This is a genomic window from Pseudoalteromonas sp. M8 (assembly GCF_018141365.1).
Classification (GTDB): Bacteria; Pseudomonadota; Gammaproteobacteria; order Enterobacterales; family Alteromonadaceae; genus Pseudoalteromonas.
In genome coordinates this window covers 3,835,166-3,855,136 of record NZ_CP047240.1, presented here as the reverse complement: position 1 = coordinate 3,855,136, position 19,971 = coordinate 3,835,166, and the positions used below count along the sequence as shown (strand labels likewise).

The window sequence follows — 19,971 nt, the reverse complement described above, 5'->3', positions numbered from 1 at the left end:
AAGGATGGGAAAACAATGGATCACGCACTTTCTTTGGAATTGGATCCGACATCGATTGCAGCAGACCCTCGGATACATGACTTATCTGAGGTTAAACAAAGCGGTATGGCATGGGTGAAAAACCACGTTCAAGAGGTGAATAACTGGGTTGAGCGAGATGGTTTTGCATTGCTTCGTGGCTTAAATATTGTGAGCACGAATCAGTTTAGCGCCATACTTGAGACCTTGTTTGGTGAGCGTTTAAGCCAGTATGTTTATCGCTCTTCGCCACGAACGGCACTGAACAACAATATTTACACCACCACGGAATATCATGCCGATCAAGTGATCCTGCAGCATAACGAAAATGCTTACTCCAATGTTTGGCCGATGCGAATGGGCTTTTTTTGTGTGATCCCAGCAACCACGGGTGGGTGCACACCACTTGCCGACAGCCGTGAAGTATATCGTCGTATTCCCAGTGAATTAAGAGACAAGTTTGAGCGTTTAGGTGTGCAGTACGTGCGTAACTACGGTGATATCGACCTACCTTGGCAAGAGGTTTTTCAGACTGAGAGTAAAGCCGAAGTTGAGCAATATTGCCGACAAAATGAAATCGAATTTACTTGGCTTGATGATAAAAGGCTACAAACCAAGCAATGGCGTCCGGCGGTCATGCGCCATCCAAAAAGTGGTGAAAAGGTATGGTTTAATCAAGCTCACTTGTTCCACTGTTCGAGCCTAGATAATCAACTCAGTGCACAAATGCGTGACAGTATCGGCAGCGAATTTTTACCTCGTAACGCCTTTTTTGGTGATGGTAGCGAAATAAGTGACCAAGACATCAAGCTCATCAATCAGGTTTATCAAGACCTCACTTTTGCTTACCCGTGGCAAAGAAACGATATTTTGCTGCTGGATAATATGCTGTTTACTCATGGCAGAGAGGCCTATACAGGCACTCGTAAAGTACTAGTTGGCATGGCAAATATCGCGTCAGCATAACTAGTTGGTACTCATTCCGATGAAAATCGGGCAACAACATTTGTTAGTGGTTACGTGGTTGGCAATGTAAGGAATGAAAAAATGAAATGGCTAATACAACTACGGCTAAGAATGATGATGCTATTTTGCATCACCTTAGCACTGGCTTCTTGTTTGCAGAAAAAGAGCATCGCAGATAATCACACCATTATGCCTAATCAATTAGAAATGATAGCGGCGGTGGTGAATGAATATTGCGATGCCAACCTATTCTTTGGCACGGTTTATATCACCTCGGTTGATAAGGTGGTGTACCAGTCCAACTGCGGACCACAGAACATGCAATATGATGTTGATAACAGCGTTAAGTCCAAGTATCGCATCGGTTCCAATACCAAAGCGTTTTCGGCTGCTATTTTAATGAAGATGTTAGATGGTAAGGACTTACGGCAGGAAACCATTGGCGATCACTTGCCTTGGTACCCAGATAACCAATGTGCGGATGTTTCGCTACATCATTTGCTTACCATGTCGTCTGGGATCAATAACTACAGCGACAACGAAGCCGTATACGATAACTACGGTTGGCGGCCTTATTTATATAACTCGAGTCTAGATCTTAACGGTCCGGAAGATTTTAGTAATCGCTTTTGCACTTGTGGTGCCGAAGCGGGGCAAAGTGGCTCACCGTCATTTACCCCGGGTAGCAAGTATGAATATAGCAACTGTAACTACTATCTTATCGGTAATATCATTGAGCAATTAGCGACTGGCAAACAAGGCAATATCGGTCGTGAGTATTGGTTTGCCAATATCGTTCAAGAGCAAATTCTAAACCCGCTTAGCATGACGGACAGCGGCTCTTACAGTGCGATTGGTGTCTATTCAAATATGACCACAGGCTATATCTATAATCAAAACCAATACTTACCCCTTGCCAATGGTCGTCCACCAGCTACAGGTGGACCTGCACCTTACGAAGACATTTTAGTGAATCCATATAGCAACCCTTTGGTACTGTATTCCGCTGGAGATTTGTATTCCACAGTGGAAGACATGCATAAATGGGATCAAGGCTTGTATGGCACTCAAATCTTAAACGATACCCAGAAACTAGCGGCCTTTGCTCCCTACTCTAACACTGGTAGCAGCGACGAGTGTGAATACTATGGCTATGGTTGGTTTGTCACTTATGTTGACCCAAACCAGTACGGCAAAGTGGCAAATTGCCCCGAAAACCCAGCCGATGCAAATCTCAGAATGTATGAAAAATTTTTACAGTACTCTGGTAGTTACCCCTATTCATGGGTGACCAGTTTCACCCGTTTACTGGAACGAGATCAAAGCATCATGGTGTTTAGCAACTATGTGAAAGAGGGGATTGAGTCAGATTGTATCGCCAAGGAGATCCGCAACATTATCTTCTATAGTGATAAACACCGTACCGAGCAATGCCAGCAAGATTTGAATCAGGCATAACGCGGTAGGGAAAAATACCGAGCTTTCGTGCTCGGTTAAACAAATTAATAGAACGCCTGCAGTAGGTGGCAACGTTTCGCTCAGTTGTATTTGTGACACTGTGCAAATCCTTGGTTGTTCTTAGGTTTACTTCTTCATCATGGATGAAGGCGGTAAAGCTCAGAGTTGAATAAGTGCAACTTGTTTGATTTTGGGTACTAGGGCAAGTGCCAACATGGTGCTTGATGAGTTCGACAACTGTTTAAATAAATCATAGAGGATGAATTATGGCAGTGACAAAAACAGCGAAGGATGACAAGGCGAGCGACGCTCCAGAACAACAGGAATCACAACTTGTTGCTGATGAAGACAGAGCAGCCGTTGCTCAGCTGATTGTCGACAAATACACAAAATGGTCGTTTGGCTCTGGGTTTATTCCCGTTCCTGCGGTTGATTTAGTGGCGTTGACAGGGATCCAAATGAAGATGATAGGCGAAGTAGCAAAAGTCTATGGTCAATCATATGGTGACAACAAGCTGCGTGGCACAGTAAGCGCATTGATCGGCGGCTCTTTTCCACAAACCTTAGGGGGCGCGGGACTAAGCAGCTTTTTGAAGGCGGTTCCTGTCCTTGGCACGTTAAGCGCAATCGCATTTATGCCTGTTGTGTCTGCGGCATCAACACACGCAGTAGGCGCAACTTTTGTTCGACACTTTGAAAATGGCGGCACGCTGATAGACCTGAATCTAGCAAGTATGAAAGGGGATATCGCAGACATCGCAGCTAAGTATCGTGCAAATAAAGGGAATGCGGACGCAACAGCTACAGCGGAAAAAGCCACAGTATAACCGATACTGGCTGACATAAACCGGCAGGCAACTGCTGGTTTATTCTTCGCACCGAATTTATCAACAACTTGGAGAAAATTATGCTTATCGCTTTATATTTAGTGTTATGCATTTTAACTGGTTATTGGGGACGAAACACCTTTGCCGGACCTGTGGGCTTCTTTTTAATTTCGTTGATGTTTACGCCTATTGTTGGCTTGATCATTTTACTAGTTGGGCAAAAGCGCAAGCCCACAGAGGTGAATGACGAGGAATGAGATCTTACATTGCCGGTAAAACTGGGCGATTTATAAATATAACTTAATGTTTTAATGCAATATTTATTTAAATCCAACAGGCAGTTTTGATTTTTAGGGACTATGCTAAGTAGCATGCGCGGGCGGTAGCCCAATAACAATAAAAGATAATAACAATGGTATTGTACGAATTAATTCGCCGACATATTCAGATAAAGAAAAGGACCTTTATTGCACTGGGGTGTATTTCTGGTTTGGCCAACGCGTTGGTGCTTGCGCTTATCAACAACGTAGCTGCCAATATCTCTGATATTAATAAAGAAAATCATATTCTTTACTACTTGGTGCTATTTACACTGACGATTGCAATATATGGTTTCACTCAGCAAAGATTGATGACTAAAGCCGCGCAAATGGTGGAGCGTGCTATAGATAAATTGAGAGTCGATCTGTTTGAAAGCATTCGTCATACCGAACTGTCAACGCTAGAGAAAATTGGCAAGGAGCGGATCTTTAATACCATCAGCAAAGAGTTACAGACCATATCTCAGTCGGCGCAGCTGTTTGTGATCATTGGTCAATCCATCAGTTTGGTGTTTTTCACATCTCTTTATATTGCCTGGCACTCTTTTGTGGCTTTTATGGTTATCTCGACACTGATTTTGGTCGGAGCCAGTATTCACCGATTACGCGCCAATGAAATCCAGCGCAACATGCGCATTTCTTTTGAAAGCGAAAACCAGCTTATTCAACGCTTATCTGACTTGCTCGATGGCTTTAAAGAAGTAAAGCTCAGTGAGCCAAGAGCGGAAGATTTAGAACATGAGTACCGCCGTGATTCGAATCGTGCAAGGCGTGCAAAAACCAAAACCCAAACCTTGTTTGCGACCGACTTTATTCTGTCGCAAATCACCTTTTTCGCAGCCACAGGCGCGATGGTGTTTATCGTCCCTATGCTCTCTGACGTGTATACCGATGTGGTCATTAAAGTCACCACCGCATCGCTATTTTTAATCGGCCCTATTACCAGTATTGTTGGTGGGATCCCTGTGTTCACCACCGCAACAGAGGCGGCGCAAAACGTCTTAGCATTGGAGCGCGATTTAAAAAATGTCCAAGATGAGCAAGAGGTTAAACGACCTGAACCGAGTGAAAGCCTAACCTCATTTAGTGCCATCACCTTAGCAGGGGCGTTTTATCAACATCAGAAAAAATCGAGCGATCGTCCGTTTGCTGTGGGGCCGGTGGATATCACCTTTGAACAAGGAAAAACCACTTTTATTACCGGTGGTAATGGTAGCGGTAAAACAACGTTTATACGGATGTTGACTGGCCTTTATGAATTACAGAGCGGACAAATCCTTTTGAATGGCAAAGCGGTTACGGAAGATAATCGCCTTGCTTATCGAAGCCTATTCACAGCCGTTTTTGCGGATTTTCATTTGTTCCAGCAGCTCTATGGTATTCGTGATTTGAGTACTGAAGAAATCGACGAATGGTTGGACTTTTTAGAGATGCGCGCCAAAGTGGGTATTCAAAATGGGGCGTTTAGCACCATAGATTTATCATCAGGTCAGCGCAAGCGCTTAGCGCTTTTGAGTACCATTTTAGAAAATCGTCCCATTTACATCTTTGATGAGTGGGCGGCAGATCAAGATCCTATCTTTAGACGAAAATTCTACGAACAAGTGTTACCTCGTTTAAAAGCGCGTGGTAACACCATTATTGCCATCACCCATGACGACGCCTATTTCCATTTGGCCGATGTGCACTTAAAAATGGAGGAAGGTCAGTTGTTAGCACACCTCGACAGTGAAAGTAATGGAGTACCATCATGAACATTAATATTTCAGGGGATTTTGCCTTACTCGTCGCCGGCGGCTTAATACTGGCACTGATCCTATCTAATTTGCTCATGCGGGTGTTAAAGCGTTACAAGCCCAAGTGGCATAAGCGTATTTTGTCTTGGCGTTTTCGCGCAGGTGTGACGTTACTTATTCTACTGTTTATTGCCGTTGCATTGGTCAAAGTTATTTTTATTAAAGTCGACTCAGGTCAAGTTGGAGTGCTGTGGAAGCGCCTTGGCGGCGGTACGTTCGTAGAACATCCATTTTATGAGGGCACGGTGCTGGTTTATCCCTGGGATACGTTGACGATTTATTCGAGTCGATTTCAAACCGCGACTACTCAGGTACATGCGATCACCTCTGAGGGCTTGCGGCTCCAGCTAGATATCACCGTGCGTTACCGTCCTGTAGTGGAGCATATTCCCTACCTACATAAATTAGTTGGAGAGGATTATTTAGACGAAATGGTGATCCCTGAGGTTGCCTCTGCGGTGCGCATGATTGTATCTGACTACACTGCGGAGCAAGTCTATGGTCATCAGCGCCTGGAAGTTCAGGCTCGGCTATTGAATACGGTGTTAAAGGAACTACAGCTGCAAGAAAAAACAATTCTTGAGCAAGAGAAAAGCACGATGCAAGGGCATAACTTAGTGAACCTTGACGATATGCTTATTCGGCAGGTGGATGTGCCAGATAAAGTACATAACGCAATTATTTCCAAAGTGAATCAGATGTACTTAAATCAAGAGTATGAAATGCGTTTAGAAGTAGCCAAAAAAGAAGCAGAACGGAAAAAAACCGAAGCTCAGGGGATAGCCGACTTTCAAGAAACGGTGAGTGGTGGGATCTCTGAAACTTATCTAAGATGGCGCGGCATAGAAGCAACCATAGAATTGGCGAAATCTAATAACGCAAAAGTGGTGGTAATAGGCAGTGGTAAAGATGGCCTACCATTGATCTTAAATACGGAGGGCAGCACATCCGCTTTGCCTGCCTCGGTTAACCCAAATGCTACGGATCCACAAAGCCAAGAGCCACAAACGCCTAATGCGACTAAATCAAAGTAAGGAATAGTTACATTTTCAGTATCACGGACTACACTGTGGCGATAAAGGAAAAGAGAAGGACAACGAAAAATGCAAATTGATTTACATCATGGCATGACATGGGTGGTCGCACGCGCGGCGGGATTCACCGACCAAGAGGCTGAAATTATTGCTCACTCGGCACAATACGTAGATGATGCAACAAACTATGGTCACATCAAGTTTGATAACGGTGCTGCTTATGAGCGCATCGCAACCGCTCATAAAATGCTCGATTATAAAAACCTAGACAGCTTAAAGAATATGAAAGTGTGGGTACCTTTTCATTTCCTACCGGGTAATGGCGGTTTACCTGCTGGGCAAAATCCGTCGGGCACCTTTATTCAAAAGCTAGTGTGTAAGCCACATTCCCATGTAGCAAAAGATATGGTCGCTGAGTGTATTGCAGATAAGCATAGGCCTTATGGACTGCACCGCCTTGGTATCACCTCTCATGTCTTTATTGATACTTGGGGCCACCAGGGATTTGCTGGCATACAGCATGAAGTCAATGAAGTGACTGAAATAATGGACTTGAATGGTGAAGCAGAAGAGACTTGGCGCGAGCGAATAAGCGAATACTTTTCTGATGTTTTTCAAGATGATATTCCAAGTTTAGGACATGGGCAGGCGCTTTCTCACCCTGATCAGCCTCATCAGCAGTGGAGTTACTTCAACGGATTGGGCGAGAAAGTGGTGCGAGATAATCCAAGCGATTTTCTGGTCGCGGCCGATGAGCTTTGCAAAGTCTATCAAGACTATCGAGGCGAGGCTATCAGTGGCTTGAGTGAGTCATTAAAGCAAGAGATAGCGCAGTGCTTTGCTGAATTTGATATGGATGATGGTGAAGAACGTCATCAACTGTGGCTTGATGCCATCGAAGCTAACCGATTTGGGCTTGGAAGTTATACCCTAACTTACATTGCCAAAGGTGAAGGGTCGTGGAAACACCAAGCGCTAGGTACAACCCGTGCTAAAGGTGATGACGATAGCTATTCATTTCGCAGTGAATTCCTAACTTCTAACTGGAAGTATTTTCACGATGCAGCCAAAAAGCATCGCCTCTGTGTCATTGATGATATTCTGCCCAAATACGGAATTTGTGTGAGCTAAACTTCAGTAAAGTAAGTGCAGCTAGGCTGCACTATTCTTGTGTTTAAAATAGCTCGGAAGAAAGCTCACGGGATTGTGAGTTTTGGTTTATATGCCAAGTTTCGACAAGGCGAGTCGTACCACCCGAGTTTTTACAAATTAATTCCGTCACCAGCACTTTATAAAAACCACTGTATTTAGCCTCACCGACAACATTCAAGACATCACTATAAAATCCACCTTGATGTCTTTCATTGAAAAATTCTGGGTTACCACTGACATAATTGGCTTTGCGGCACTGGCCTTGGTGCGAGTTGTTATTAATATTAATCAAGCCGGTATATTGAACATCCGCAAAATACCCTGGGCCATTGCTCGGCGTTTGCCAATCAGCCACTGTGATTTCACTGTGCCATACAACGGCGGGAGCCTTGGGTATCTTGTGATAAACAATCGCCTCTTCACCTGAGGGTAACGTGCAGCTGAGTTTAACCGACTTTTCTGTCAGCTTATGCTCCGCAGGCAGTGGGCCAGAAATAAAGGGCGCGTTGAATGTGAGAGGAGCAATCAAATCGCCGGTTTGTGTATTAACCACTTCAAATTGATGGCACTCATCCGCCGCTAAGCCGCCCGTGAGCGCATTAAAGAACTCAGTTGTGCCTGCACGAGCTGAGATAAAATCAACAGGTGCGCCCTGATACTGCGAATGATCTCCCGCACCATCCTGATCATAAAATACCTGTGTAGCCAAAACAGAAGTGGAACTACAAGCCAATACCATCGCAAGCAGTCGAGTGTTGAATGTAACCATAGTCTTTCCTTTACAGTTGTGTTTATTTTTTATTCAGTCTCAATATAAGGTAAATGTAACTTCATGCAACTTTTTGATTTTTCTGGTTTTGGCAACTATCTAATTGCTGCAACTACTATTTGGAGTGGTACGTGATAAGGATATAAATACATAGAGTTTAGCTAACGTTAGATGAATGGAGTTCAAGTGGGTGGAGGTTCTAGTTATTAGAGAGGAAGTGGACAGTATGTTGATATGGGAAAATCATTTCTATTCGCCAACATTAGGTAAAAAGCTTTATGCGCTTATGGCTTTTCCAGTTGTAAGTTGTGAATCTTTAGACCTTGGCTGACACATTTCTGTATATTTATAATGTGTTAGTTGAGGTTTTAAATGAATAGAAAAGATGAGCAAGAAGTTAGGCGTAAGCTTAAGCGCGAATTCAACCCCGAAGTGCACCACTCGCTAAATTAGGCTGCATTGCATGCAAATACTGGCTTTATCAACGTTCGATTCACGCTCTTTCTTGGCTTTAATATTCTGCCCAACTTTAAACATGCGAGGGGTCAGCCCTCGCATACAAATCAACGACAGCAACTTGCTTGAAACCGACTTATCTATTTATCGACTTCCATTTGCGCCAATGTATATCGAGTACTTCTCCCACCAGCTTCGCTTTTAACCAAACACCCTAATTCGACCAGCCAAGTTAAGTGGCGTGTCGCGGTTGGCTTACTCACTTTTGCTACCTTATGGTACTGTGAGGTGTTGATGCCTTGTTCGAACTCACCATCAAGCATTTTATTAAGCACCTTAACTTGTTCTGCGGTTAGCTGAGTTTGGTTGATATTACGCCAGAAGTTTGTTTTGATTGTTGTCTTATCAATCTCTTGAAGCACCTGAGCAAAAGTTTCATCTAATGTATCTAAAAACCAGACCAGCCAGTCAGTTATATCTAACGAGCCTTTTTGAGTTTGCTCCAATATGTCGTAATAGCTTTTTCGTCGAGCCAAGATAGAAACCGACATTGCATAAAACCGGACTGATTGGCGCTCAGCTTGAGCAAGCGCTAAATCAGTCAATAAACGAGTGAGCCTGCCGTTACCATCGTCAAATGGATGTAAAGTGACAAACCAGAGGTGCGCAATTCCAGCTCTAAGTAGGGGATCTAAACTCGGTTGTATGCGCGACTCATTAAACCAACAAATAAATACGCCTAACTCACGATCAAGAAGTTCTCGTCCCGGTGCTTCAAAATGGACTGTTGGCCTATCAAGTCTACCCGATACAACGTGCATTGGTTCGTCACCGCGCAGTTGGCCGCCAACAACTGAATTGAACAATGTATCGTCTTCTACAAAAAGGCGCTTGTGCCAATGCAAGAGTCGCTCTATCGACAATGGCACCTCTAAGTTATCCACTGCGTCCAGCATGATTTCAGCAAGGCCATCGGTACGAGCGGAAGTCGGAAATGGCCTTTCTTCAGATAATCCGAGTTTGTTCGCTAATGATGAGCGCACCGAAAAGGCATTTAGCTTTTCGCCTTCGATAGCACTCGAATGAACAATGTTTGCAAGTAAGGTATCCAACATGCTTTGCTTGTGGTTTGCTGTTTGGCTGAGCACTTTTCCTAGAAGGACCCCTTGATGTAAACGGACGCTTCTTAATTGAGGCTCGATTTTATCTTTGTCCCAAGTAAAATTGGGCCACCGAACTTGTTCCCAAATCCACATTTTCATACCTATGATGCGAAAACCCTCTTAATCAAATCATAACATGATGTGATTAAATCGGGCAATCACATCATGAATCGACTAGATGAAAGGCTAAGAGAATAAGGGAGTAATCCGTTAGTCTGGCTTTTGAATATCGATCGAAAAGCCTCTGCAGTGAAAGATAAAACGATAAAGCAGATTGAAACAATCCATCCAGATTTAAAAGTGCTATTTCAGAGTTTGATAGATAAAAGAATTTGCTTAGGGTAACGCATTATAGTGTAAAAAAGTTAAACACTTCTTAATCTTAGATTTAGGCTTTGATTTTAAAGGCTTTTTTAGGGTGAAATGGTGGCCCCACCTGGACTCGAACCAGGGACCTAACGATTATGAGTCGTGCGCTCTAACCAACTGAGCTATAGGGCCATTTTGTGTTTTTGCGCGTTATATTCGTCCATGAAGCTTGGTTCCGGTCTCGGATTCAACACTCAGGGTCGCTGCGCTAATATCCCTTCGCTTCCTCGACGTAAACTTTCTTTGAAAGTTTACCCAACTGAGCTATAGGGCTATTTGCTGTAGTGATTTAAAGGTAAATCACTGAAAGCGCAGGCAGTATAAAAATTTTTAACAGGCTTGTCACTATTAAAACGTGAAAAAGTCGGGGCGAATGGATTGATTGCTCAATAATAAGCCAATGTTGTAGTGGTTATGGTGTTGAGCTGTGCGGACCATTAAAATGGCGAGGTAAGTATTAGTCTGGTTTTACGGTGAAAAAAATCGAGCCACTTAGGAGCCGGGTTGGATTTTTACTGCAAACACGAGATGAGCAAGCTGCAAGGTTGGCTGGAAGTAGGGCAGAGATAAAAGAAGCCGGCAATTGGCCGGCCTCTTTTAGGAGAACGAATTAGGTTATTGGTGCATGCCTAGTTTTTTCTCTAGGTAGTGGATATTCGTGCCACCGTTTTGGAAGTTCTCGTCTGACAAGATCTTTTTGTGAAGTGGGGTATTGGTTTTAATCCCGTCAATCACTAGTTCATTCAGTGCGTTTTTAGCACGAGCGATCGCAACATCACGGTTCTCACCATAAGTGATTAACTTACCGATCATTGAGTCGTAATGTGGCGGTACTGTGTAATCAGCGTAAATATGGCTGTCCCAACGGATCCCAAGGCCACCTGCTGGGTGGAAGCGTGTAATTTTACCCGGTGAAGGGATAAAATTCTCTGGATCTTCTGCGTTAATACGGCACTCGATTGCGTGACCACGGATCACCACGTCTTCTTGTGTGATAGAAAGCGGTTGGCCAGCAGCAATCTTAAGTTGCTCTTTGATTAAGTCTACGCCAGTGACCATTTCTGTTACTGGGTGCTCAACCTGAATACGAGTGTTCATTTCAATGAAGTAGAACTCGCCGTTTTCGTATAAGAATTCAAACGTACCTGCACCGCGATAACCAATCTCGATACATGCACGAGTACAGCGATCACCAATGTATTTACGCATTTCTGCTGTGATCCCTGGTGCAGGTGCTTCTTCCACTACTTTTTGGTGACGACGCTGCATTGAACAGTCGCGCTCACCTAGGTGGATTGCATTGCCTTGACCGTCAGCGAGTACTTGAACTTCGATATGGCGTGGGTTTTCTAGGAATTTTTCCATGTAAACCATACCGTTACCGAAGAACTGCTTCGCTTCTTGTTGTGTTAAGGCGATAGAGTTTGCAAGTTCTTTTTCGTTGCGAACGACACGCATACCACGACCACCGCCGCCGCCAGCCGCTTTGATGATAACTGGGTAGCCGATACGCTTAGCGATCTGCGTATTGCGGTCGTTGTCATCTGTCAATGGACCATCAGAACCTGGCACGCAAGGTACGCCTGCTTTTCTCATCGCTTCAATTGCTGATACTTTATCGCCCATTAGGCGAATAGTGTCGCCCTTTGGACCGATAAAGATAAAGCCACTTTGCTCAACTTGGTCTGCAAAGTCAGCATTTTCAGAAAGGAAACCGTAACCTGGGTGAATAGCAACCGCGTCAGTGACTTCTGCCGCTGCGATAATACGAGGAATATCAAGGTAGCTTTCGCTTGCCGCAGGTTTTCCGATACAAATGGTTTCATCTGCAAGAAGAACGTGTTTTAGGTCGCGGTCAGCTGTTGAGTGCACAGCAACCGTCTTAATACCTAGCTCCTTGCAGGCACGCAATACGCGAAGTGCAATTTCACCTCGGTTTGCAATGACTACTTTATCTAACATAACGTTGACCTTCTGCGTAATTATTCGATGATGAATAGCGGTTGGTCGAATTCTACTGGCTCACCGTTTTCAACTAGGATTGCTTTCACTACACCAGCTTTGTCTGATTCGATCTGGTTCATCATCTTCATGGCTTCAACGATGCAAAGTGTGTCGCCAACATTTACTTTTGAACCAACTTCAACGTATGCCGCTGCTGTTGGAGAAGAAGCGGTGTAGAAAGTACCAACCATAGGAGACTTAACTTGGTGACCTGCTGGTGCGCTGCTTTCTGCTGGTGCTGCTTCTACTGCTGCAGGAGCCGCCGCTGGTGCCGCTGGTGCTGCTGGTGCAGGTGCCGCTGGAGCTGCCATGTATTGTTGAGGTTGTGCATAAACTGGTGCACTGCTGTGGCGATTGATACGTACTGACTCTTCACCTTCAGTGATTTCTAGCTCTGCAATACCTGATTCTTCTACTAGCTCGATAAGTTTTTTGATCTTGCGAATATCCATACAATGACCCGCCTGTTAGTTAATTTGAGTTATTTTGTTTTCGCAATTGCGCTAACGCTGCATCAAATGCAGCACGATAGCCCAACGCGCCTAATCCACATACCACGCCTTCCGCCACATCAGAAAAATAAGACTTGTGACGAAATGGCTCTCTGGCGTACACATTGGTGATGTGTACTTCATAAAAAGGGATGTCCACACTGAGTAAAGCGTCTCGAAGGGCAATGCTCGTATGGGTAAATGCGGCAGGATTAATGATAATCGCATCGCATTGTTCATATTGAGCGTGAATAGCCTCAATTAGCTGCGCTTCACTATTACTTTGAATGTGTGACAAGCTGACTTGCTGTGCTTCTGCATATTCAGTTAATGCGTCAACAATTTCGTTGAGAGTCTGCGTGCCGTATTTGTGCGGCTCACGGCGACCTAGCATATTTAAATTAGGGCCGTTTACTAATAAAATCTTTAATTTTGCAGACATATTACGCGAACTTCCTTTAACTAAAGCATTAGCCAAAAATTTAGACTGTATGGCTTGTTAACTTAAGCCGAATTCCAGCAAATAGCAAATATTTCTCCATTTCGTGGAGTATTATAGAGAGTTCGAGGTAAATAGCAGCAAAATACTGGTCTAATCAGAAGGGAGAGGGGCAAACAAGCTTGCCCCTAAAATGGTTACTTTGCGTCCTGCTTGGCCTTTTCTAGGTGGGCAGCAAAGTCTTTTGCATCTAAGAAGCCTGTGATGCGGTGTGCTGGCATCTCATTACCTTGGCTATCAAAGATTAAAATAGTCGGTAAACCAAACACCGTGAATGCTTCCATGATCTCTTGGGTGTTGTCATTGGCTTTGGTCAAGTCGAGCTTTAATAGCTCATAATCTTTGAACTGTGCTTGTACTTCAGGTTTCGGGAAAGTGTATTTTTCAAACTCTTTACACGCAACACACCACTCTGCGTATAAATCAACGATAGGCACTTTGCCTTTAGCATTGGCCTCAGCAACGGCGACTTTAAGCGCGGCTAAGTCAGGTAGTAGCTTAAACTTCTGCTCTCCGGTAACGGCCTCTGCTTGAGTCGATGCAGTACTTACAACAGCTGTAGGTGCAGGAAACAAGCTTGTTTTTAATGCGTATAAGCCAACAATGAACAGGGTGATCGCAAAGCCCCACAATGTGGTTTTACCTTTTCCTGCCTGTAATTGGCTTTGCCAATAATGCAAGTAGAGTGCTGTTGCTACGGCGAGGCCACCGGCAAGTGAGACAATCACTGTCGCATCGAGTATGCGCTCTAAAAGGATAAGCGGTACGAAGAGCATCACAAAACCAAATAGCGTTTTGACCTGATCCATCCAGCCACCTGCTTTTGGTAGTAATTTTCCACCTGAGGTACCTAGTAGTAATAGCGGTAGGCCCATGCCCAAGCTAAGTGCATATAGTGTTACCGCGCCCACTACATAATCACCACTTTGCGCGACAAATAATAGCGCGCCGGAAAGTGGAGCCGTGGTGCAGGGCGATGCAATAAGTCCAGATAGTACACCCATAATGAATACGCCCCAGTAATTGCCGCCTTTTTGCTTGTTACTGAGCTGAGTGAGTTTATCCATCATGCCGCTAGGTAAACGAATTTCGTAAACCCCAAACATAGATAGCGCGAGTGCGACGAACAATATACTAAAGCTGATAAGTACCGCGGGATGCTGCAAGTAGCCTTGAATTTGGCCACCAAAATACGCAACGACTAACCCAAGCGCCGCGTAAGTGACCGCCATACCTTGCACATAAACAAAAGACAAACTGAAGGCTTTTTTAGTCGAAAGGCCTTGTTGACCGGCGATGAGGCTCGACAAAATCGGGAACATCGGGAATACACAAGGGGTAAACGCAAGGCCAATACCAAGGCCAAAGAAAGTCAAAATATTCGCAACTAAGCTGCGCTGCATTAGCTGCTCAGTGAAAGACAAATTATCGTTATCTACAGGCGCGATGTCGCTTTGAACTTCTGCTTTTGTCTCAGGAGTTTTTGTTTCAGGAGCTTTGGTTGACGTGGTCTTTGGCTTTTCTCCTGCAATCGTGCTTAACGGCACTTCAACAATTTCTGGCGGGTAGCAAAGCCCAGCTTCTGCGCAGCCCTGATAGCGTATTTTTACGATTGCACCTTGCTCGATATTACTGAGCCTAGAGATAACAGATAAGTTATTAAAGTAGACTTCAGTGCGACCAAAAAACTCATCTTCAATCATCTTGCCTGATTCAAGCTCTGGCACTTGGATGTCGGCTTGTTTGGCGATAATTTGAAGATTCTTCTTATATAAGTAATAGCCGTCGGCGATGTCCCAACCCACAAACAAGGTGTTGCCTTGCTGGTCAAAATCGAACTTGAATGCTTCTTTTACTGGTAAAAAAGTCTGTTGTTTAGGAGCCAGTAAGCTGTCTAGCACCGCATTGTTTGCTTGCGCGGGAAACCACATCAGCAATGAGAAAAGAACTACTAAGAGTCGCATTACAATAATACCTCGTCCATCCATTTGAAATAAGCTAAGTTGCCGCTGGTGACGTCCACGACTTGAATTTCTGGGACATCATAACTGTGTAAGTCGCGAATAGCGGCCATCACTTGCTCTAGTTTTTCGGATTTTGTCTTGATTAACAGCTTGGTCTCTTGTGCATGTTCAACCCGACCTTCCCAAACATAAATAGATTCCACTGCCGAGATTAGGTTCACACAAGCTGCAAGTTTTTGCGTTACAAGTTGCGTTGCAATTTTACGCGCTTCTGCAACCGAATCGCATGTAGATAAGACGAGTTTATATCTTACGCCCATTGCCATTTCCATTTTAGGGTTAGTAATGGCATCTTAGCGGATAGCTCCTCTTTTCTAAAGCGTCTTACTTGTATCGCTTGAATTAAGACCTTTGCACCCATATTTATCTTTCGTAGATTTGGAGAAAGTATGTTTAGATTCTTATTTATTTTGTTTATCGCTATTCCGATTATTGAAATTGCTTTGCTGATCCAAGTCAGCGAGGTGATAGGCGGTTTTGCTACCATTGCGCTTGTAATTGGTACCGCCATTTTAGGGGCAAGACTGGTTAAACAGCAGGGTCTTGGCGCTTATGTCAACGTACAGCAACAGATGTCTCGTGGGCAATTGCCTGCACAAGATTTATTTACCGGTTTGTGTGTGATCATTGCCGGTGTGCTATTGATGACGCCTGGGATCATGACCGATGTATTAGGTTTTTTACTGTTAACCCCAGCCGTTAGAAAAAAGCTGGCGCAGTCGCTTTTAGCCCATGCCACCGTAAGAGTGCAAACAGGCATGCACTCAGGTCAGTCACCGTTTGCTAATCAATCACGCGACGAGCGTGCGGATCAGCAGGAAGAAATTAGAGATCCATTTAAAAATCAATCGGGTAGAAATTCTTCAACAACGATTGAAGGTGAATACGAAAGAAAAGACTAAATTTTTTTGGTTTTTTCTCTTGGGTTTTAATTTGCCCATCCCCATAAATGAAAGCAATTAAAATTGCGTGTGTTAACCACAGCCTGTGGATGTAACAGCGCCTTAAAAAAGCATTATTTCTGTCATTGTTCAGAAACTGTTAGGAGAACTATATAAATGAACATTCGTCCTTTACATGATCGCGTCATTGTTAAGCGTCTTGAAGAAGAAACAAAGTCAGCTGGCGGCATTGTGTTAACTGGTTCTGCAGCTGAAAAGTCTTCACGTGGTGAAGTAGTTGCAGTAGGCAACGGCCGCGTGTTGGACAATGGTGAAACTAAAGCACTACAAGTAAAAGCAGGCGACACAGTGTTGTTCGGCTCTTACATCGAAAAAACTGAAAAGATCGAAGGTCAAGAGTACCTGATCATGCGTGAAGATAACATCTTAGGCATCGTAGAATAATTAATACTTTTTAGTTTAATCGACAACAGAATTTAAGAGGAATTTATAACATGGCAGCTAAAGAAGTTCGTTTTGCAGGTGACGCTCGTACAAAAATGCTAAAAGGCGTAAACGTACTAGCAGACGCAGTAAAAGTAACACTAGGTCCTAAAGGCCGTAACGTTGTTTTAGAAAAGTCATTCGGCGCACCAACTATCACTAAAGACGGTGTATCTGTTGCGAAAGAGATCGAGCTTGAAGATAAGTTCGAGAACATGGGCGCACAAATGGTTAAAGAAGTTGCGTCTAAAGCGAATGACGCAGCGGGTGACGGTACTACAACTGCAACTGTACTTGCTCAAGCTATCGTGAACGAAGGTCTTAAGTCAGTTGCTGCGGGTATGAACCCAATGGACCTTAAGCGTGGTATCGACAAAGCAGTTATCGCTGCTGTTGAAGAGCTAAAAACGCTTTCAGTGCCTTGTTCAGACGCAAAAGCGATTGCACAAGTTGGTACGATTTCAGCTAACTCTGATAAAGAGATTGGTGACATCATTGCAGAAGCAATGGAAAAAGTAGGTCGCGAGTCTGGTGTTATCACTGTAGAAGAAGGCCAATCACTACAGAACGAACTAGATGTAGTTGAAGGTATGCAGTTTGACCGTGGTTACCTATCACCTTACTTCATCAACAACGCTGAAAAAGGCCAAGTTGAGCTAGATAACCCACATATTCTTCTAGTAGACAAGAAGATCTCTAACATTCGTGAACTTCTTCCTACACTAGAAGCTGTTGCTAAAACAAGCAAGCCGCTACTAATCATTGCTGAAGACCTTGAAGGTGAAGCACTGGCAACTCTAGTTGTAAACAACATGCGTGGTATCGTGAAAGTTGCAGCGGTTAAAGCACCTGGCTTTGGTGACCGTCGTAAAGCAATGCTACAAGATATCGCGACACTAACTGGTGGTACAGTTATCTCTGAAGAAATTGGCCTTGAGCTTGAGAAAGCTACGGTTGAAGACCTAGGTACAGCTAAGCGCGTGGTTATCACTAAAGATGACACAACTATCATCGACGGTGCTGGCGAGCAAGAAGCAATCGATGGTCGCGTATCTCAGATCAAAGCACAAATCGAAGAAGCAACTTCTGACTACGACAAAGAGAAACTACAAGAGCGCATGGCAAAACTTGCAGGCGGTGTTGCAGTAATCAAAGTTGGCGCAGCAACTGAAGTTGAAATGAAAGAGAAAAAAGACCGCGTAGAAGATGCACTACACGCAACTCGCGCAGCGGTTGAAGAAGGTGTAGTACCTGGTGGTGGTGTTGCGCTAGTTCGCGTAGCGAGCAAGCTTGAGTCGTTAACTGGTGACAACGAAGACCAAAACCACGGTATTAAAGTGGCACTTCGTGCGATGGAAGCACCACTTCGTCAAATCGTTTCAAACGCAGGTGACGAAGCATCAGTTGTGGTTAACGCAGTTAAAGCTGGCGAAGGTAACTACGGTTACAACGCTGCAACTGGCGAATACAGCGACATGATCGAAATGGGTATCCTAGACCCAACTAAAGTAACGCGTTCTGCACTACAATTTGCAGCATCAGTTGCTGGTCTAATGATCACTACAGAAGCGATGGTTGCTGAGATTCCGAAAGAAGAAGCTGCTGCTCCAGATATGGGCGGCATGGGCGGAATGGGTGGTATGGGCGGCATGATGTAGTAAAAATCGGTCCAAATCGCTTTTTAGAAAAACCCTAACACATTGATGTTAGGGTTTTTTTGTGCCTGAAATTTGCTCAATCGTCATCATTTTAGGGGTATAAAGTGGGGTGTCGATTTAACGCCCATGTGCTGTTTTTGGAGAAGAGTAGATTACCCACAGGTAGATAGTTGAGGGTTTACTCCTCTACTTCAATAATTGAAATTTCGTATGCATATGGTCCTTTTGGTTTCTTACCTACCTTAAATTTCAATTTATCTCCCGGAGAAGGTTCCTTTATTTTTTCGGCTAAGTCTTGGTAGTGAAAAAATACATCCTTTCCCTTGCTTCTTCTGATAAACCCAAAGCCTTTAAATGTGTCATATGTAGTTACAATACCGAATTCTATTTCGTTAGTCATGCCAATACCTTTCTATTGTTGTAACTTGGTTAAAGTGTTGCTTTAATGCCATTCTGAGCTTTTTCGCTAAAGTTTTATTTGTGCGAGACAGAATGCCTAATTTATGTAGCTGCTTATTATATTGCTTCGCAACATCTATCCGTTTATGCTTTATTTTGGGGATACTAAGAAGCCTGTAATGAATAGTTACTATCTTTTTCGTAGTATATTTATCAAATTCAGGGAGTATATTCGATAGCCTCTGTCTTAAGCTGTCACTTTGCTTATGACCAAGTCTATTCAATTTTGCAACCTTTCCTGAGGCCTTGCCCCACAATTCATGGTACTTCTCGCTAGTTCGGTCAGTTCGATACAGCTTTTCTGTTTCATAAACAAGTTGCCTAATGTACTTCCTCTCCTTTTTCTTCAACTTGGGCGTACTATGCTCCACCCAAAGGCCAGTAACACAAAAATCTCCATTAGGTGTGTCACGGTATTCAACCTTGAGCTTTTTATTGTTCTGCCGTAAATCATATTTCTTAAAAAGGTCAATAACTTCTTTGATTGAGTTAGTCACCTCTTCTTTCTTGAGATTTTCACCGGATGATAACGTTACGTCATCTAGTAAACGTGAATATGATATTCCTCGTCCCCTTAATATTGAAACCACTCTATATTCACTATTAAAAAAGATGAGATTAGCCAGATAGGTAGAAGTACAAGCGCCTTGAGGTAATGTTCCCCTGTATGTCGTTACACGAGCCAACAACTCAGCTACCTCATCGGGGAATTTGAACAAGTACTTATATACATCATATACATACGATTCTTTTACATTATCAAAAAAACGTCTGATATCGAGACTGATTAAAGTTGTGGCTTTGGAATGAATAAGAGCATTTTGGACATAGTCGCGTTTTGAGGTGCTTTTAATTCCACCTTGGAGGTATTCAGGGTACTGTACTTTCTCAAAAATTCTGCGGTTTATTCTTTTTTGTAGTTTCTTGAGTTCAAACTTAGGTTCACAGACAGTTCTCTTTCCATCAGATATTAGAAACTCAGTGTATGAGTTATCTGAATCTGATGCTATTGCCCTAAGTTTAAGCTCAGTAATCCCTAAGGTATTTGCCAGAATAGCAACAGAACCTATCGGTTTATGGGGGTAATAGGGTTTATCCATAAAAACTTCCTTTTAAAAAAGGA

General features: G+C 43.6%; 19 protein-coding genes and 1 tRNA gene. 10 read left to right on the top strand and 10 right to left on the bottom strand.

Translation table 11 applies throughout. The features are described from left to right. The first annotated feature begins 15 nt into the window (after nucleotides 1-15). From GSF13_RS22230 to GSF13_RS22200, 7 genes are all read left to right on the top strand, one after another. Nucleotides 16-984 carry a TauD/TfdA family dioxygenase gene (locus GSF13_RS22230; protein ID WP_102057605.1) on the top strand — a complete coding sequence of 323 codons (969 nt, stop codon included), beginning with the start codon at nucleotides 16-18 and terminating at the stop codon, nucleotides 982-984. A gap of 81 nt (nucleotides 985-1,065) precedes the next feature. Beyond that, nucleotides 1,066-2,442: a serine hydrolase domain-containing protein gene (locus tag GSF13_RS22225; protein WP_211867125.1), complete on the top strand. Its 1,377-nt coding sequence runs from the start codon at nucleotides 1,066-1,068 to the stop codon at nucleotides 2,440-2,442. Nucleotides 2,443-2,708: 266 nt separating this feature from the next. After that, the gene (locus tag GSF13_RS22220) at nucleotides 2,709-3,269 is read left to right on the top strand and encodes a DUF697 domain-containing protein (protein WP_010607109.1); all 561 of its coding nucleotides are present in this window, start codon (nucleotides 2,709-2,711) and stop codon (nucleotides 3,267-3,269) included. An 80-nt stretch (nucleotides 3,270-3,349) separates the two neighbouring features. Further along, nucleotides 3,350-3,526 (top strand): hypothetical protein, encoded by a 177-nt coding sequence (locus GSF13_RS22215; RefSeq protein ID WP_017217212.1) that lies wholly within the window; start codon nucleotides 3,350-3,352, stop codon nucleotides 3,524-3,526. A 155-nt stretch (nucleotides 3,527-3,681) separates the two neighbouring features. Beyond that, on the top strand, nucleotides 3,682-5,343 hold the full coding sequence (locus GSF13_RS22210) for a cyclic peptide export ABC transporter (protein WP_010607110.1): 1,662 nt from the start codon (nucleotides 3,682-3,684) through the stop codon (nucleotides 5,341-5,343). Further along, nucleotides 5,340-6,419, top strand: coding sequence for a prohibitin family protein (locus tag GSF13_RS22205; protein ID WP_211867123.1), 1,080 nt, complete (start codon nucleotides 5,340-5,342; stop codon nucleotides 6,417-6,419). Before GSF13_RS22210 ends, GSF13_RS22205 begins: the two co-directional genes overlap by 4 nt. 69 nt (nucleotides 6,420-6,488) lie before the next feature. Further along, the gene (locus tag GSF13_RS22200; RefSeq protein WP_211867121.1) at nucleotides 6,489-7,550 is read left to right on the top strand and encodes a DUF6765 family protein; all 1,062 of its coding nucleotides are present in this window, start codon (nucleotides 6,489-6,491) and stop codon (nucleotides 7,548-7,550) included. Between the two features lie 43 nt (nucleotides 7,551-7,593). On the opposite strand, the gene GSF13_RS22195 is transcribed toward GSF13_RS22200, so the two are convergent. From GSF13_RS22195 to cutA, 8 genes are all read right to left on the bottom strand, one after another. Continuing rightward, the gene (locus GSF13_RS22195; RefSeq protein WP_211867119.1) at nucleotides 7,594-8,340 is read right to left on the bottom strand and encodes a hypothetical protein; all 747 of its coding nucleotides are present in this window, start codon (nucleotides 8,338-8,340) and stop codon (nucleotides 7,594-7,596) included. 596 nt (nucleotides 8,341-8,936) lie between these two features. Further along, a complete protein-coding gene (locus tag GSF13_RS22190) occupies nucleotides 8,937-10,052 on the bottom strand; it encodes a Fic family protein (protein WP_211867117.1) in 1,116 nt (371 codons plus the stop codon). Between the two features lie 331 nt (nucleotides 10,053-10,383). Then, nucleotides 10,384-10,460, bottom strand: a tRNA-Ile gene (locus GSF13_RS22185). A 483-nt stretch (nucleotides 10,461-10,943) separates the two neighbouring features. Next, nucleotides 10,944-12,290, bottom strand: a complete 1,347-nt coding sequence (gene accC, locus GSF13_RS22180; RefSeq protein WP_010368767.1) for an acetyl-CoA carboxylase biotin carboxylase subunit — start codon at nucleotides 12,288-12,290, stop codon at nucleotides 10,944-10,946. 20 nt (nucleotides 12,291-12,310) lie between these two features. Continuing rightward, on the bottom strand, nucleotides 12,311-12,784 hold the full coding sequence (gene accB, locus GSF13_RS22175; RefSeq protein WP_174170576.1) for an acetyl-CoA carboxylase biotin carboxyl carrier protein: 474 nt from the start codon (nucleotides 12,782-12,784) through the stop codon (nucleotides 12,311-12,313). Between the two features lie 19 nt (nucleotides 12,785-12,803). Next, complete coding sequence (gene aroQ, locus GSF13_RS22170; protein ID WP_174170577.1) at nucleotides 12,804-13,265, bottom strand: type II 3-dehydroquinate dehydratase; 462 nt, start codon at nucleotides 13,263-13,265, stop codon at nucleotides 12,804-12,806. A 194-nt stretch (nucleotides 13,266-13,459) separates the two neighbouring features. Further along, on the bottom strand, nucleotides 13,460-15,286 hold the full coding sequence (locus GSF13_RS22165; RefSeq protein WP_206473037.1) for a protein-disulfide reductase DsbD: 1,827 nt from the start codon (nucleotides 15,284-15,286) through the stop codon (nucleotides 13,460-13,462). Then, the gene (gene cutA / locus GSF13_RS22160) at nucleotides 15,286-15,606 is read right to left on the bottom strand and encodes a divalent-cation tolerance protein CutA (RefSeq protein ID WP_211867116.1); all 321 of its coding nucleotides are present in this window, start codon (nucleotides 15,604-15,606) and stop codon (nucleotides 15,286-15,288) included. Before cutA ends, GSF13_RS22165 begins: the two co-directional genes overlap by 1 nt. 129 nt (nucleotides 15,607-15,735) lie before the next feature. Here cutA and GSF13_RS22155 point away from each other — a divergent pair, with 129 nt between their 5' ends. The 3 genes from GSF13_RS22155 to groL all read left to right on the top strand — a co-directional run bounded on the left by GSF13_RS22155 (nucleotide 15,736) and on the right by groL (nucleotide 18,389). Then, nucleotides 15,736-16,248, top strand: a complete 513-nt coding sequence (locus GSF13_RS22155; RefSeq protein WP_017217203.1) for an FxsA family protein — start codon at nucleotides 15,736-15,738, stop codon at nucleotides 16,246-16,248. Between the two features lie 156 nt (nucleotides 16,249-16,404). Next, the gene (locus GSF13_RS22150; protein ID WP_010368755.1) at nucleotides 16,405-16,692 is read left to right on the top strand and encodes a co-chaperone GroES; all 288 of its coding nucleotides are present in this window, start codon (nucleotides 16,405-16,407) and stop codon (nucleotides 16,690-16,692) included. 50 nt (nucleotides 16,693-16,742) lie between these two features. Continuing rightward, the gene (gene groL, locus GSF13_RS22145) at nucleotides 16,743-18,389 is read left to right on the top strand and encodes a chaperonin GroEL (protein WP_010607119.1); all 1,647 of its coding nucleotides are present in this window, start codon (nucleotides 16,743-16,745) and stop codon (nucleotides 18,387-18,389) included. Between the two features lie 178 nt (nucleotides 18,390-18,567). On the opposite strand, the gene GSF13_RS22140 is transcribed toward groL, so the two are convergent. Together GSF13_RS22140 and GSF13_RS22135 are read right to left on the bottom strand one after the other, a co-directional pair. Then, nucleotides 18,568-18,789, bottom strand: a complete 222-nt coding sequence (locus tag GSF13_RS22140; RefSeq protein WP_211867114.1) for a retron Se72 family effector protein — start codon at nucleotides 18,787-18,789, stop codon at nucleotides 18,568-18,570. Beyond that, nucleotides 18,782-19,948, bottom strand: a complete 1,167-nt coding sequence (locus GSF13_RS22135; RefSeq protein WP_211867112.1) for a reverse transcriptase family protein — start codon at nucleotides 19,946-19,948, stop codon at nucleotides 18,782-18,784. The genes GSF13_RS22140 and GSF13_RS22135 overlap by 8 nt, the downstream gene beginning before the upstream one ends. Nucleotides 19,949-19,971 lie beyond the last annotated feature (23 nt).